This is a genomic window from Mycolicibacterium arseniciresistens (genome assembly GCF_030519285.1).
Classification (GTDB): domain Bacteria; phylum Actinomycetota; class Actinomycetes; order Mycobacteriales; family Mycobacteriaceae; genus Mycobacterium; species Mycobacterium arseniciresistens.
In genome coordinates, this window is sequence record NZ_JAUMSQ010000531.1 from 1 (window position 1) to 432 (window position 432).

Annotated in this window: 1 pseudogene; it reads left to right on the forward strand. The window is 74.8% G+C overall.

Features of this window, described 5'->3' with window-relative positions:
- Positions 1-432 (forward strand): annotated as a pseudogene (locus Q2100_RS31280) (phytoene desaturase family protein); the annotation flags it as partial.

Below are 432 nucleotides of genomic sequence, written 5' to 3' on the forward strand. Positions count from 1 at the left end.
GGTGAGCAACGCCGACGCGACCGTGCTCTACGACCGGCTGCTGCCGGCCGACGCCGCAGCGACCATGCGGCGGCGGGTACGTCGGCACACCCGGTCGATGGCCGGATTCGTCCTGCTGCTCGGCCTTTCGGGACGCCGACCGGGAGCCGCGCACCGGGTGTACTTCCCGCGGGACTACGACGCGGAGTTCGACGCGATCTTCGGCCGCGTGCCGCGACCCGTCGCCGACCCGACGGTGTACGTACACGCCCCCGACGACCCCGCGCTGCGCCCGGACGACGATTCGGAGGGCTGGTTCGTGCTGGTCAACGCGCCCGCCCACGACCCGGGCCGCGGCGTCGACTGGGACGAACCGGGCCTGCGCGAGCGCTACGCCGACCGCGTGCTCGACGTGCTGGCCGACCGCGGCGCCGACGTCCGGGACCGCATCCG